The sequence below is a fragment of the Pseudomonas fragi genome (assembly GCF_002269505.1).
Lineage (GTDB): Bacteria > Pseudomonadota > Gammaproteobacteria > Pseudomonadales > Pseudomonadaceae > Aquipseudomonas > Aquipseudomonas fragi_D.
The window spans coordinates 232,538-246,388 of sequence record NZ_NQKQ01000002.1; the positions used below are offsets into that span (position 1 = coordinate 232,538).

13 protein-coding genes and 1 pseudogene are annotated in these 13,851 nt (G+C 57.7%); 8 read left to right on the forward strand and 6 right to left on the reverse strand.

Annotated elements, in window-relative coordinates; genetic code table 11:
• Positions 1 to 64 precede the first annotated feature (64 nt).
• Entirely contained in the window at positions 65 to 397 is a 333-nt protein-coding gene (locus CJU81_RS03600) for a YegP family protein (protein ID WP_095001804.1), read from the forward strand.
• Between the two features lie 102 nt (positions 398 to 499).
• On the opposite strand, the gene CJU81_RS03605 is transcribed toward CJU81_RS03600, so the two are convergent.
• Positions 500 to 1,525: a DUF4917 family protein gene (locus CJU81_RS03605; RefSeq protein WP_095035526.1), complete on the reverse strand. Its 1,026-nt coding sequence runs from the start codon at positions 1,523 to 1,525 to the stop codon at positions 500 to 502.
• 137 nt (positions 1,526 to 1,662) lie between these two features.
• Between CJU81_RS03605 and yiaY the strand changes: the two genes are divergently transcribed.
• On the forward strand, positions 1,663 to 2,811 hold the full coding sequence (yiaY, locus tag CJU81_RS03610) for an L-threonine dehydrogenase (protein ID WP_095029665.1): 1,149 nt from the start codon (positions 1,663 to 1,665) through the stop codon (positions 2,809 to 2,811).
• Between the two features lie 172 nt (positions 2,812 to 2,983).
• Here yiaY and CJU81_RS03615 read toward each other — a convergent pair whose 3' ends face one another.
• A complete protein-coding gene (locus tag CJU81_RS03615; protein ID WP_016782200.1) occupies positions 2,984 to 4,507 on the reverse strand; it encodes a fumarate hydratase in 1,524 nt (507 codons plus the stop codon).
• A 280-nt stretch (positions 4,508 to 4,787) separates the two neighbouring features.
• Here CJU81_RS03615 and CJU81_RS03620 point away from each other — a divergent pair, with 280 nt between their 5' ends.
• Positions 4,788 to 5,723 (forward strand): iron-sulfur-binding ferredoxin reductase, encoded by a 936-nt coding sequence (locus CJU81_RS03620; protein WP_095035527.1) that lies wholly within the window; start codon positions 4,788 to 4,790, stop codon positions 5,721 to 5,723.
• A 61-nt stretch (positions 5,724 to 5,784) separates the two neighbouring features.
• Here the strand turns inward: CJU81_RS03620 and pyk are convergent, their stop codons facing one another.
• Positions 5,785 to 7,236: a pyruvate kinase gene (pyk, locus tag CJU81_RS03625; RefSeq protein WP_088377893.1), complete on the reverse strand. Its 1,452-nt coding sequence runs from the start codon at positions 7,234 to 7,236 to the stop codon at positions 5,785 to 5,787.
• A gap of 162 nt (positions 7,237 to 7,398) precedes the next feature.
• Here pyk and CJU81_RS03630 point away from each other — a divergent pair, with 162 nt between their 5' ends.
• The 3 genes from CJU81_RS03630 (at position 7,399) to sbcB (ending at position 9,897) form a co-directional block, all read left to right on the forward strand.
• Entirely contained in the window at positions 7,399 to 7,779 is a 381-nt protein-coding gene (locus CJU81_RS03630; RefSeq protein WP_095029663.1) for a tetratricopeptide repeat protein, read from the forward strand.
• Positions 7,780 to 8,018: 239 nt separating this feature from the next.
• A complete protein-coding gene (locus CJU81_RS03635) occupies positions 8,019 to 8,378 on the forward strand; it encodes a PilZ domain-containing protein (RefSeq protein ID WP_095035528.1) in 360 nt (119 codons plus the stop codon).
• 67 nt (positions 8,379 to 8,445) lie between these two features.
• Complete coding sequence (sbcB, locus tag CJU81_RS03640; RefSeq protein WP_095035529.1) at positions 8,446 to 9,897, forward strand: exodeoxyribonuclease I; 1,452 nt, start codon at positions 8,446 to 8,448, stop codon at positions 9,895 to 9,897.
• Positions 9,898 to 9,973: 76 nt separating this feature from the next.
• Here the strand turns inward: sbcB and mvaT are convergent, their stop codons facing one another.
• Complete coding sequence (mvaT, locus tag CJU81_RS03645) at positions 9,974 to 10,351, reverse strand: histone-like nucleoid-structuring protein MvaT (RefSeq protein ID WP_048363549.1); 378 nt, start codon at positions 10,349 to 10,351, stop codon at positions 9,974 to 9,976.
• 348 nt (positions 10,352 to 10,699) lie between these two features.
• Here mvaT and purU point away from each other — a divergent pair, with 348 nt between their 5' ends.
• Positions 10,700 to 11,548 (forward strand): formyltetrahydrofolate deformylase, encoded by an 849-nt coding sequence (gene purU, locus CJU81_RS03650; protein ID WP_016782207.1) that lies wholly within the window; start codon positions 10,700 to 10,702, stop codon positions 11,546 to 11,548.
• Positions 11,549 to 11,611: 63 nt separating this feature from the next.
• Complete coding sequence (locus tag CJU81_RS03655; RefSeq protein ID WP_095035530.1) at positions 11,612 to 11,794, forward strand: hypothetical protein; 183 nt, start codon at positions 11,612 to 11,614, stop codon at positions 11,792 to 11,794.
• Here CJU81_RS03655 and CJU81_RS24425 read toward each other — a convergent pair.
• The gene (locus CJU81_RS24425) at positions 11,791 to 12,555 is read right to left on the reverse strand and encodes a methyl-accepting chemotaxis protein (RefSeq protein ID WP_440974963.1); all 765 of its coding nucleotides are present in this window, start codon (positions 12,553 to 12,555) and stop codon (positions 11,791 to 11,793) included. The genes CJU81_RS03655 and CJU81_RS24425 overlap by 4 nt on opposite strands.
• Positions 12,556 to 12,645: 90 nt before the next feature.
• Positions 12,646 to 13,680, reverse strand: a pseudogene (locus CJU81_RS24430) (HAMP domain-containing protein); the annotation flags it as partial.
• Positions 13,681 to 13,851: the final 171 nt, after the last annotated feature.

The window sequence follows — 13,851 nt, forward strand, 5'->3', positions numbered from 1 at the left end:
GATAAATAGCCCATGGCGTCTTTACTGAATAAGCGCGGTAACCCTTAATTTCAGGAGAAAGGCTATGTCGGGTTGGTACGAGTTGAGCAAGACCAGCAGCGGGCAGTTCCGGTTTGTACTGAAGGCGGCGAATGCCGAAACCATTCTGGTCAGCGAGCAATACACCACGCTGGCGGCGGCCAAGGGCGGGATCGCCTCGGTGCAGGTCAACAGCCCGCTGGATGAGCGCTACGAGAAAAAAGTCGCCAAGGACGGCAAACCGTACTTCAACCTGAAGGCGGCCAATCACCAGATCATCGGTACCAGTGAGCTGTATTCCTCTGAGGCCGCACGGGATAAAGGCATTGCCAGCGTCAAGCACAATGGCCCGACCACGGTGATCAAAGAGAAATTTTGAACCTGTAGTCGCTGCCGCAGGCTGCGAAGGGTTGCACCGCAACCCGTTCAAATGAGATCCCCAGGGGCCATCTCGCAGCCTGCGGCAGCGACTACAAAGCTATTACACCTCCACAGGCACCGAATGCTTTGTATTGCCCAACGGATGGGTTTTTGAATCAAAGAAGCGCAGTTCAAGCTTCTTGTCGGCAAACAGCGCTGTGTAATGGTTTTTCTGAAAGCGGATAAACGCCTCGCTTCGCGGGTAAATTGCGATGCACAGGGTTTTCAGCGGTGCCTGGCGCAAGGCATCGATCAGGTGTTGATCCTGCTCGCCCAAGCTATGACCGAAGATGCACAGCGCGTCTTTATGGTTCATCAACTGTTCATGGCAAAAAGACAGGTAATCGGACTGTCGTATGGATTTGCGCTTGTCATCGCTGCTGGTTTCGCAGACAAACAACGGCACATCGTCCAGAGCGCTGATCGAGTGGTTGATCGCAAAGTTGCTCAAGAGTGTGGGCTCGCTGGCTATCAGTTTGCGCGCCTGGCCTTCCTGGTTTTTTACCAGATGCAGGGCGCCGTGCAGATACAGCACCCGCGTGGCCTTGCTTTTGGCCTGCGCCGCGCCAGGCTCGAAAGTTGCCCGGGGGGTGTTGAACAGGTCATTGAAGCTTTTGGGTGCCTGCATCACGGCCCAGGGCGCGAGCAGGTCGTAGTTGGTGCAGTACACCGTAGCGTAGCGCGCCAGTTCTTGATTCCAGCAGGCCAGGGTTTCAGGCTGCATCAGGCGCCAGGGAATATGCACGTCCTGGGTGCAGTTGATCAGTGCTTCTTTGATCGCGTAATAGCGTTTGCGCGGCGAGGCCGAGTTGATGGCCAGGGCCTTGTTGACCTTGCTCGCGGTTTTCAGGGCGCTGAGCACATGCTCGAAGTTACGGGTGCTCAGGGCCTCGAACACGCTGAGTTCGGTCTGGCTGAGGGGCTTTTCGGCGACGCTCTTGGCTTTTTCGAACAGCGAGTCGTAATAAAAGTCGTGCCACACGGCCATGCTGGCACCGTTGCCGATCAGCAGCCCGCTGCACGGTGTGCTGGTACGTAACAGGTTCCAGTCTTCTAGCTGGGCATCAAATTCCTGGAAGGGTGTCATCGCAAATATCGTCTCGGGGCGTGGGCGGTAGCGGACTTTATCACGCTCAAGTATTGAGCCAGATCAACATTGCTGCTTTGCCATTGGAGGAAGCTGTGGAGACCGAATTAGCCAATGACCCGCGAAGAGGACTCGACATGACCAGCACTTTCTTTATTCCTGCTGTAAATATTATGGGTAACGGTTGCCTGGACGAGGCCATGACTGCGATTCGCAATTATGGTTTTCGCAAGGCCTTGATTGTGACCGACGCGGGGTTGGCCAAGGCGGGGGTTGCGACGCTGATCGCCGAGAAGCTCGCGTTGCAGGATATTGATTCGGTGATTTTCGACGGCGCCAAGCCCAACCCGAGCATTGCCAACGTCGAGGCGGGTTTGAAGGTGCTCAAGCAGCATCAGTGCGACTTTATTGTGTCGCTGGGTGGTGGTTCGCCCCATGACTGCGCCAAGGGCATTGCGCTGTGTGCCACCAATGGCGGGCATATCCGTGATTACGAAGGTGTCGACCGTTCGGCCAAGCCGCAATTGCCGCTGGTGTCGATCAATACCACGGCGGGTACGGCCAGTGAGATGACGCGCTTTTGCATCATCACTGATGAAGAGCGCCACGTGAAAATGGCCATTGTCGATCGCAACGTGACGCCTTTGCTGTCGGTTAATGACCCTGAGTTGATGGTGGCGATGCCCAAAGGCCTGACTGCCGCCACGGGCATGGACGCATTGACCCACGCCATCGAGGCGTATGTGTCGACGGCAGCCAACCCGATTACTGACGCCTGTGCGATCAAGGCGATGGAACTGATCAGTCAAAACCTGCGCCAGGCGGTAAGTGATGGCAAGAATCTGACGGCGCGGGAGAATATGGCTTACGCGCAGTTCCTCGCGGGCATGGCCTTCAACAATGCCTCGCTGGGCTTTGTGCATGCGATGGCGCACCAGTTGGGTGGTTTCTACGACCTGCCGCACGGTGTGTGCAACGCAGTGTTACTGCCCCATGTGCAGACCTTCAACGCCAGTGTGTGCGCAGCGCGCCTGACCGATGTGGCCCATGCGCTGGGTGCCGATGTACGTGGCTTGAGCCCGGAAGAGGGCGCGCAGGCAGCCATTGCGGCGATTCGTACCCTGGCCAAAGACGTCGAGATTCCTGCCGGGCTGCGGGATTTGGGCGCCAAGCTGGATGACATCCCGATCCTGGCCACCAACGCGCTGAAGGATGCCTGTGGCTTTACTAACCCGCGCAAGGCTGATCAGGGGCAGATTGAAGAGATCTTCCGTAACGCGTTTTAACGGCTTGCCCTCACCCCAACCCTCTCCCGGAGGGAGAGGGGGCTGATCGGCGGTGTCTTCTGCCTTTAGTCCCCTCTCCCTCCGGGAGAGGGCTAGGGTGAGGGGTTTTTGGGCAGGTATAAAAAAGGCCGGGTTAATAACCCGGCCTTCTCATGTCTGGCTAAAAAAGCGCTTATTGCACTTCTACGGCCAGGCTGTCGCTGATTTTCTTCTGCCAGATCGCCGGGCCGGTGATGTGTACCGACTCGCCGTTGCTGTCGACTGCCACGGTTACCGGCATGTCTTTGACGTCGAACTCGTAGATCGCTTCCATGCCCAGTTCGGCAAAGGCCACCACGCGCGACTTCTTGATCGCCTGGGCGACCAGGTAAGCAGCACCACCCACGGCCATCAGGTACACGGCTTTGTGTTCCTTGATCGCTTCGATGGCGGTAGGGCCGCGCTCGGATTTGCCGATCATGCCCAGCAGGCCGGTCTGATCAAGAATCTGACGGGTGAACTTGTCCATCCGCGTCGCGGTGGTCGGGCCGGCAGGGCCAACCACTTCGTCACGCACCGGATCAACCGGGCCAACGTAGTAGATAAAGCGACCCTTCAGGTCGACCGGCAAGGTTTCACCCTTGTTGAGCATTTCGACCATGCGCTTGTGCGCCGCGTCGCGACCTGTGAGCATTTTGCCGTTAAGCAGGACGGTTTCGCCCGGCTTCCAGCTCTGTACGTCTTCCGGAGTCAGGGTGTCGAGGTTGACACGGCGGGCCGACGGGCCTGCTTCCCAGACGATTTCCGGGTAGGCGTCGAGCGGTGGCGCTTCGAGGGCTGCCGGGCCGGAGCCGTCGAGCACGAAGTGGGCGTGACGGGTGGCCGCGCAGTTCGGGATCATGCACACCGGCAGCGAAGCTGCGTGGGTCGGGTAGTCCATGATTTTGACGTCGAGCACGGTGGTCAGGCCGCCCAGGCCCTGGGCGCCGATGCCCAGCTGGTTGACCTTCTCGAACAGCTCGATGCGCATCTCTTCGATACGGTTGGACGGGCCGCGCTTGATCAGGTCGTGAATGTCGATGGATTCCATCAACACTTCTTTGGCCATCACTGCGGCTTTTTCCGCGGTGCCGCCGATGCCGATGCCGAGCATGCCCGGTGGGCACCAGCCCGCACCCATGGTCGGAACGGTCTTGAGCACCCAGTCAACGATCGAGTCGGACGGGTTGAGCATGGCCATTTTCGACTTGTTCTCGGAACCGCCGCCCTTGGCTGCCACGTCCACTTCCACGGTGTTGCCCGGGACGATGGAGTAGTGGATGACCGCAGGGGTGTTGTCCTTGGTGTTGCGACGGGCACCGGCCGGGTCGGCCAGGATCGAAGCGCGCAAGACGTTTTCCGGCAGGTTGTAAGCGCGACGCACGCCTTCGTTGATCATGTCGTCCAGGCCCATGGTGGCGCCATCCCAGCGCACGTCCATGCCGACGCGTACGAATACGGTGACGATGCCGGTGTCCTGGCAGATCGGGCGGTGGCCGGTGGCACACATGCGCGAGTTGATCAGGATTTGCGCCATCGAGTCACGGGCCGCTGGCGATTCTTCGCGCAGGTAGGCTTCGTGCATGGCCTGGATGAAGTCAACGGGGTGGTAATAGGAAATGAATTGCAGGGCGTCAGCAACGCTCTGAATCAGGTCGTCTTGCTTGATCACGGTCATGGGTCGCGCTCCTCTATAAGACGGGAACATACAATCAATAAGGTGTTTGCGACCTTGGTGTATCGGTCTGTCGGAAACATCTTCGCTGGGCATACCGGGCACGCATGACCGGTACAAAAACGGCGCGGCAGTATAACCCGGTACACTGCCTGATACACTCGTCGTAGCTCAATCAATGGTCGCAGACGTGGGAACGAGCCTGCTCGCGAACGACCTTCGCGAGCAGGCTCGTTCCCACATCAGAACTTCTACAGCCCTACTTTGCCACAGGAACCCGCAAGTGCCCGAATTACGCGTTGCCGACCGGCATTGGTCGGTTGCCGATGGCGCCAACCTGCTCGACGCTCTCAATCAGGCCGGTGTGGCGGTGCCCTACAGTTGCCGGGCGGGCAGTTGCCATGCCTGCCTGGTGCACTGTGTGCGTGGTGAACCCGCCGATCTCAAGCCCGAGGCCCTCGGTCGGGAGCAGCGTGAGCAGGGCTGGCGCCTGGCGTGCCAGTGCCAGGTGGTCGCAGATTTACAGGTGGAAACCTTCGACCCGTTGCGTGATGGCTTGCCGGCTGAAGTGGCGGCCCTCGACTGGCTGAGCCCCGGCGTGCTGCGCTTGCGTCTGTCGGTGCCGCGCCCGTTGCGTTATCGCGCAGGTCAGCATGTGGTGCTGTGGGCCGGTGGCATTGCGCGCCCCTATTCGTTGGCCAGTCTGCCCGATGAAGACCGCTTTCTGGAGTTTCACCTCGATTGTGCGCACCCCGGTGAGTTCGTCGATGCGGCGCGGCAGTTCAAGGTCGGTGACGTTGTGCGACTGGGCGAGTTGCGTGGCGGCGCGCTGCGCTATGACCCGGACTGGCAGGAGCAACCGCTCTGGCTACTGGCGTCGGGTACCGGCCTGGGGCCGTTGTATGGCGTATTGCGCGAGGCCTTGCGCCAGGATCATCAAGGCCCGATCCGGCTGGTGCATGTCGCCCGCGACCAGACTGAACATTACCTGCGCGATGAACTGCAGGCCTTGGCAGGGGCTTGTCCACAGCTTGTGGTCGAATACCTTGAGCGCCCGCAGTTGCCCGACTATCTGTTACAGATGCGTATCGTCTCGCGCCAGACCCACGCCCTGGTCTGCGGCCACCCCGACACGGTCGATGCCTTTGCCAGGCGCCTGTTTATGGCGGGCTTGGCGCGCAATCAGCTGTTGGCCGATGCCTTTTTGACGCGAAGCTGAGGGCACAAAAAAGCCCCGTCTGATCACTCAGGCGGGGCTTTGGGTTCAAGCTTTACAGGGCTTAAACCATTTTGTCGCCGACATGCAGGATCTTCATGCCGTTGGTGCCGCCGATGGTGTGGTAGCTGTCGCCCTTGGTCAGGATGACCCAGTCGCCTTTCTCCACAACGCCACGCTTGAGCAGCTCGTCAATCGCGGCCTGGCTGACCTGTTCTGGCGGCAGCGATGCCGGGTCGAACGGTACGGTGTAAACGCCACGGAACATCGCTGCGCGCGCCTGGGTCTCACGGTGCGGGGAGTACGCGTAGATCGGCACCGAAGAACGGATGCGCGACATGATCAACGGCGTGTAGCCGCTTTCAGTCAGGGCGATGATCGCTTTGACACCCGGGAAGTGGTTGGCGGTGTACATGGCCGCCAGCGCAATGCTCTGGTCGCAGCTTTCAAACGTTTTACCGATACGGTGGCTGGACGTTTTGCTGGTCGGGTGCTTTTCAGCGCCGACGCAAATACGCGCCATGGCCTGCACGGCTTCCAGTGGGTAGGCACCGGCAGCACTTTCAGCCGAGAGCATAACGGCGTCGGTGTAGTCGAGAACGGCGTTGGCAACGTCGGACACTTCGGCACGAGTTGGCATCGGGTTCTGGATCATCGACTCCATCATCTGGGTTGCAACGATCACTGCCTTGTTGTGGCGACGTGCGTGCAGGATGATTTTTTTCTGGATGCCCACCAGCTCGGCATCGCCGATTTCAACACCCAGGTCGCCACGGGCAACCATGACCGCATCGCTGGCCTTGATCAGGCCGTCGAGGGTTTCGTCATCGGCTACGGCTTCGGCGCGTTCAATCTTCGCGACCAGCCAGGCAGTACCGCCTGCTTCGTCGCGCAGTTGGCGGGCGTATTCCATGTCGGCAGCGTCACGCGGGAACGACACGGCCAGGTAGTCGACCTGCATTTCGGCAGCCAGCTTGATGTCGGCCTTGTCTTTTTCAGTCAGGGCCGGCGCGGTCAGGCCGCCACCGCGACGGTTGATGCCTTTGTGGTCGGACAACGGGCCGCCGATCAGCACGGTGCAGTGCAGCGCGTCGTCGGTGGCGGTGTCTACACGCATGACCACACGGCCGTCGTCGAGCAGCAGCTCGTCGCCGACGCCGCAGTCTTTAACCAGATCCGGGTAGTCGATACCGACCACTTGCTGGTTGCCTTCGGTCAACGGATGGCTGGTGGAGAAGGTGAATTGATCACCGATCTTCAGCTCGATCTTTTTGTTGGCGAATTTGGCGATACGAATTTTCGGGCCTTGCAGGTCGCCCAGCAGGGCGACGAAACGACCGTGCTTGGCAGCAATGTCACGTACCAGCTTGGCACGAGCCTTGTGCTCGTCGGGGGTGCCGTGGGAAAAGTTCAGACGGGCAACGTCCAGGCCAGCGAGGATCAGCTGTTCCAGCATTTCCGGTGAATTGCTGGCAGGGCCAAGTGTGGCAACAATTTTGGTTCGACGAACAGACATGCAAAGACTCCTGAGTTCAAGCGCTGCCAAAGGCTACTATGGTCTTTGGCTGTAGTCATTGTTCCTCTGCACTACTTTCTGCTTAAGTTGTGGTGCATCGGGTCTGTTGTCTGAAGAATCTGGCCGTGGGGTCGATACACTGTTGTGAACAGGAGATACCCCATGCGAATCATGCTCGTTTTATTGTTGGTCGCCAGCGCGACAGGTTGCACCCGTTGGTCGATGAACCACCATTTGAACAATGCTTACCGTGCTTACGACCGGGGCAATTGTGAAGCTGTAATGCTTGAGTTGTCCGAGGTTGATCGCGACAGCCGCAGTCGCCCGTACATCTGGCCACAAACAGCTATGCTCCGGGGACTGTGCCTTGAGCGTACGAAGTTTTACCTGGATGCGGCCCAGACTTACCAGTACATCATCAACGAATTTCCCAAGAGCGAGTACGCCTACCGGGCCAAGGCGCGGATCGAGACCCTGCGCATTCTCAAGTTCATCCCGGGCCCTGGTACAACCGCCCAGAGCGTACCGTTGACCATTCCATGATGGTCGAAATTTAAACTGGTCATTTGTAACCGGTTGGCTACTATTAAATTCGTTTGAGTGCCTTTTGTTTTCTGCTGTACTCAAAAGGTTGTTTATTCCTTCGGTTGTTTGATATGTCGAGCTTCAGGTGAAGGTGGCGAGCAGATTTACACGTAATCGTTGAACCGGGTGTGTGGGGCAGGGCGTTTCTAGACGCCAGCGCGGCCATGCTGAATGGCCTCTTTTTAGTGAAATCGAACATGGTCATAGAACGGCTTATCCAGCGGCACCAACTGAAGTTTTTCCTCCAGGTGTTCAATCGGTTCACAGATCAGCCCATTGGTTCTTTGGGCAATGTGTCCGATGGCGGGTTGATGCTGATCAGCCAGTTACCCATGTTGGTGGACGCCAATTTCGAGTTTCGTATAAAACTTCCCGACATTGACGGATTCCCGCCGTTTATTGATCTGACGGCGCGCTGCCTGTGGTGTCGCGAAGATGCAACGCCCAATTATTACGATTGCGGGTTTATCCTGTATCAGCCGCCTGCCGACTATGCCGGCTTGATCAGTGCCTTGCAGCGTTACTTCAGCTTTCAGCCCCTGCAGGCCTCTGCCTAGCGCAAGGGCTGGTCTTGCGCGGGTTTGAGCGCCTAGACTGTCGAGGTCTACTGCTCAGGAACCCCCCGTGACCTCTATCTTCTGGTACGACTACGAAACCACTGGCATCAACCCGCGCTGTGACCGGGCGGTGCAAGTGGCCGGCATCCGCACCGACCTTGATCTCAACGAAATTGATCATCCGGTCAATCTCTATTGCCAGCCCAGCGACGATATTCTCCCGCATCCGATGGCCTGCCTGATCACCGGTATCACGCCCGCCCGTCTCGAAGACAAGGGCCTGGGCGAGGCCGAGTTCATGACCCGCACCCATGCCCAGCTGGCATTGCCCGGCACCTGCGGGGCGGGCTACAACTCGCTGCGCTTCGATGACGAGGTTACCCGCTATAGCCTGTACCGAAATTTCTTCGACCCCTATGCGCGGGAATGGCAGGGCGGCAACAGTCGCTGGGACCTGATTGATGTGGTGCGCACCGCCTATGCCCTGCGACCTGACGGGATCGTCTGGCCTGAGGACGACGGGCGGGTGACCCTCAAGCTTGAGCGTTTGACGGCCGCCAACGGGATCGATCATGGCCAGGCCCACGATGCGTTGTCCGACGTGCGGGCTACCATAGCCCTGGCCCGGCTGATTCGTGACAAACAACCCAAGTTATATGATTGGTTATTCCAGTTACGCAGCAAACAACGGGTGCTTGATCACATTCGACTGTTGCAGCCCATGCTGCATATCTCCGGGCGTTTTTCGGCGGCCAGGCATTATGCCGGTGTGGTCTTGCCGCTGGGCTGGCACCCAAAGAATCGTAATGCACTGATTGTGTTCGATCTGCACTTTGATCCCCAACCTTTACTGGACATGGACGCCGCGGCATTACGCAAAATGCTCTATACCCGGCGTGAAGATTTACCCGACGGTCAATTACCCATTGCGCTAAAGCTGATTCAAATTAATCGTTGCCCGGTGGTCGCACCCTTGAATGTAGTGCGGGCCCAGGACCAACAGCGTTTGCAACTGGACATGGACCTCTATCACGCCCGAGCCCGTAGCCTTGTTGAGGCTCAGCAAGTTTGGCAAGACAAGTTGTCGGCCATTTATGCCCATGAAGACTTTACCCCCAGTGAAGATCCCGAGCAGCAATTGTATGACGGCTTTATCGGCGATCGAGACCGTCGACTGTGTGAGCAGGTCAGGCACAGTGACCCGGAGCAGTTGGCCAAAGATGCATGGCCATTTGATGATGAGCGTTTGCCCGAATTGTTGTTTCGCTACCGTGCCCGTAACTTTGCGCATACCTTGAGTGAACAAGAACTGCAGCGTTGGCAGGAGTTCTGCCAGCAACGTTTGACAGACCCGGCCATGGGCGCGCCTTTGACCCTGGACAGTTTTATGCGGGCAGCAGACGAACTCTCACGCAGTGCCACGCCTGCCCAGCTGAAGCTTCTGGCCGAGTGGCAGCGCTATGCGAAGGCATTGAGCCGACGCGTCGGGCTGAGCCCGCCAGACGAAAGGGGTGACTAAAAGTCAGGCAATAAAAAACGCCAGCAAGCTGGCGTTTTTAGTGGCATCGCAAAAAGAGTTGCGGGCCCGGTGTCACTTAGTCGAGCAAAGTAGCCCAACCTTCAACCACGTCGCCGCCCCACTTGGCTTTCCACTCTTTCAGAGTTTTGTGGTTGCCACCTTTGGTTTCAATCACTTCACCATTGTGTGGGTTTTTGTATTGTTTAACCTTACGGGCACGTTTGGTGCCGGTAGTTTTAACAACGCCACGCGGTGCTTTGCTAACTTTGGATTCTGGATCCAGCAGAGCGATGATATCGCGTAGCGATTTTTGGTATTCGCCCATCAGCGTACGCAGTTTGCCTTCAAATTCCAGCTCGGTTTGAAGTTTGTCGTCTTCGGACAGGTTCTTCAGGCGGGCTTGCAGTTCTTTGATGGCTTCTTCGGTTGCACGATATTCGTTGATCAAGGACATGAGGATAACCTTATGTTGAAAAGGATGTCAGGGAGACAGTGGCGCAATAGTAGTCAGACAGTTACTGCAAGTAAACATGAAAGGGCTATTTAATTTAAATTTTTATTCATTAACTTAGCCTCGCCAATATGCGCGCTATTAAATAGACCGCAGTACAGTGAGGTTAATAAGGACGATCAATAACATCGGTAATTGTCCGTCCTTTGCAGTGCAGGCCGCGTCGATGCTGGCGTGGCGCCTGTGGTGCGCGACCCGATGGCGCAGGCAGCGAGCCGCAACGAATACTGCAGTTTTGCTGCGCACTCGCTAGAATGGCGGCCTTAGTAAAGTTTTTGGAGTTTTCCCCTCATGCGCACTTTTCGGTTGGTGATTGCGTGCCCCGACGGCGTCGGCATTGTCGCCAAGGTCAGCAATTTCCTTGCCTCCCACAATGGCTGGATCACAGAAGCAAGCCACCACTCGGACGACCAGAGCGGTTGGTTCTTTATGCGTCACGAGATTCGTGCCGATTCCCTGCCGTTCGGCCTGGAAGCGTTTCGTGAGGCATTTGCCCCGATCGCCGAAGAGTTCTCGATGGAATGGCGCATTACCGATACGGCGCAGAAAAAGCGCGTGGTATTGATGGCCAGCCGCGAATCCCACTGCCTGGCAGATTTGCTGCACCGCTGGCACAGCGACGAGCTGGACTGCGATATTTCCTGCGTGATTTCCAATCACGATGACCTGCGCAGCATGGTCGAGTGGCATGGCATCCCGTTCTATCACGTACCGGTTGACCCGAAGAACAAAGAGCCGGCGTTTGCCGAGGTATCGCGACTGGTCAAGCATCACGATGCCGAAGTTGTGGTGCTGGCGCGTTACATGCAAATCCTGCCGCCTGATCTGTGCCGCGAATATGCAGGCCAGGTTATCAACATCCACCACAGCTTCCTGCCGTCGTTTGTGGGCGCCAAGCCTTATCACCAGGCATCGATGCGAGGCGTGAAGCTGATCGGCGCAACCTGCCATTATGTGACTGAAGAGCTGGATGCCGGTCCTATCATCGAGCAGGACGTGGTACGCGTCAGCCACAGTGACAGCATCGAGGATATGGTGCGTTTCGGTCGTGATGTCGAGAAGATGGTGCTGGCCCGTGGCCTGCGTTATCACCTTGAAGATCGCGTGCTGGTGCATGGCAACAAGACGGTCGTATTCTGATCGGTTATTGATTAACACAGTGGGAGCGAGCCTGCTCGCGAAGGATTGCAAGCGGAGGATGTGATGAGCGATCCACTCGACAAGGCGACATCCAGTGCTCCACTGACCTTGGGCGAGGGCTGTCTGAGTCGCTACGACCCGGATGCCCTCAGTCCTGAGGACGGCACCGATTTCCCCGGTGCCGCCGAGCTTTGGGAGCAGGAGCTACAAGCTGCAGGGCTGCAGCTTGTTGTGCCTGAAGCTTAAATCCTGAAACTGCCCACCAGATGTTTCAGGCGTGCAGCCTGCTGTTCCAGATCGGAACACGCGCGAAGGGTTGATTGAAGGTTTTCGACGCCTTCCTGATTCAGCGTATTGATCTCGGTAATATCCATATTGATCGACTCGACTACCGAGGTTTGCTCCTCGGTTGCCGTGGCGACAGACTGGTTCATGCCGTCGATTTCACCAATGCGCTCGGTCACGCTGATCAGGCGCTCTCCAGCACGGTTGGCGATCTCCACGCTGTCCTGGCTATGACGCTGGCTTTCTTCCATGGTGCTCACCGAACCGCGGGCACTGACCTGCAATTCCTCGATCATTTTTTGCACTTGCTGCGCCGATTCCTGGGTGCGGTGCGCCAGATTGCGCACTTCATCCGCGACTACCGCAAAGCCGCGGCCGGCTTCGCCTGCGCGGGCCGCTTCGATGGCCGCGTTCAGCGCCAGCAGGTTGGTTTGCTGGGAAATACTGGTGATCACTTCCAGGATCTGACCAATGTTCACCGTCTTGTCATTCAGTGACTCGATATGACCGCTGGATGTGCCAAGCATTTGCGACAGTTTTTGCATCGAGTTGATGCTGCGTTCTACCACTTGCTGGCCTTCTTCGGCCAAACCCCGTGCGTCGCTGGCCTGGTGCGAGGCCTGGGCGGCGTTGCGGGCGATTTCCTGTGCGGCTGCACCCAGTTCGTTGATGGCTGCCGCGACGCTGTTGGTGCGGCTGGCTTGCTCGTCAGAGTTGAGCATCGATGAGTTGGAGGCGCTGACAACTCGCAGGACCACCTCGTTGACTTGACCGGTGGCTGAGGCCACTTCGCTGATAGAGGCGTGAATGCGCTCGACAAAGCGGTTGAACGCGCTGCCCAGGGTTCCGAACTCATCCTGGGATTCCACGACCAGGCGGCGGGTCAGGTCGCCTTCGCCTTCGGCGATGTTCTGCATTGCACGGGTCATCACGTGCAGCGGTTGCATCAGCAGGCGAATCAACAGGCCGAGCAGGGCGATGATCGAAACCACGGCAATAACGGTGGCAATGATTGCCGACGTACGAAATTCAGTGAGCGCAGCGAAAGCCTGTTCCTTGTCAATCGACAGGCCGATGTACCAGTTGGCCGAGCCCAGCCCCTTGATCGGGGTAAAGCTGACGATCCGGGTTTTGCCATTGGCCTGGATCTCGCTGAACGCTGTGGTGATCGCGGGAGTATCCTGTGGATAGATATCCTTCAGGTTTTTGGTCGCCAGGCTTTTGTCCGGGTGCACCAGGATTTCACCGTCGGCGTCGATCAGAAAGGCGTAGCCCATACCGTTGAAATTCAGCGCATTGATACTGTCGATAATGGCTTGCAGGGTCATGTCGGCGCCGACTACGCCCAGGGTTTGCCCGGCCTTTTTCACCGGGGCCCCGATGGTTATAACCATCTGTCCGGTGGCCGCGTCTATATAAGGTTTGGTCAGGCTTGAGGCGCTGCTGTTGAGCGCATCCTTGTACCAGGGCCGGGTGCGCGGGTCGTAGCCATCAGGCATTTTGCTGTCAGGGCGAATGGTAAAACCGCCTTGGCTGTCACCAAAATACACTGACATAAAGGTACTGCTCAGGGTTTTTTGTTCCAGCAGGCTGGCCACTTGGGCGGGCTCTGGAGTCAGGGCGATGGATTCGGCGAGGTTTTGCGCCAGCAGGATCCGGCCGCCGAGCCAGGTCTGGATATTGTTGGCGGTGACACTGCCCATCTCGTGCAGGTAGTTGTCCAGGTTGTTGCGGATTGCATTGCGTTGCAGGTAGTCGTTGTACAGCGTAAATAGCGAAAAGGCGGCTATTACGATCAGGGACGCGGCAAGCAGGATTTTATGGCTGAAACGCAGGTTTTTATTCATGGCTTGAAGGGTCCGCTAAGGTCTAAAAGTGTGCGACATACACTCTGGTAAAGCGCGCGCTTGACAAGGCACTGCCAAAACACGGCAAGTTGCCTGGATATCAAGGCGCTTTACGACGCTAAATCCGGTTTTTTGTGGTCTAGCATTCAGTGTGTATCGACCCGCGATCGC